Source organism: Pseudoalteromonas sp. RB2-MNA-CIBAN-0110, assembly GCF_040309305.1.
Taxonomy (GTDB): Bacteria; Pseudomonadota; Gammaproteobacteria; order Enterobacterales; family Alteromonadaceae; genus Pseudoalteromonas; species Pseudoalteromonas arctica.
Genome location: NZ_JBEOOQ010000182.1, coordinates 1 through 272, shown reverse-complemented (window position 1 = coordinate 272; position 272 = coordinate 1). Strand labels below are relative to the sequence as shown.

The following is a 272-nucleotide window of genomic DNA, read 5'->3' as shown; positions in this document are numbered from 1 at the left end:
CTTCTTGCTTCATACCTTTATTAATCGCACTGCGTAACGATTTTAATTGCTCAGTGCTTGGCTCACGTCGTGTCTTTTGCAAAATGTGTACATTACGAATGCGGTAAACCGGCATTTGATAACACTTATCGTGAAGCGTCCCCACCATAAACTGCGCCATTAACACACCGCCTTGCTCAACTATGTTATAAAAACTCAACTCAGCAAACTTTAACCAATGTGCCTCATCGTAAAGTACTCTATAAAGCTCAGCGCTCACTGCACGCTTATAC

The 272-nt window shown here is 42.3% G+C and carries 1 pseudogene; it reads right to left on the bottom strand.

Annotation, left to right across the window (positions count from 1 at the left end):
* Nucleotides 1–272: pseudogene (locus AAEY68_RS21090) on the bottom strand (transcriptional factor); the annotation flags it as partial.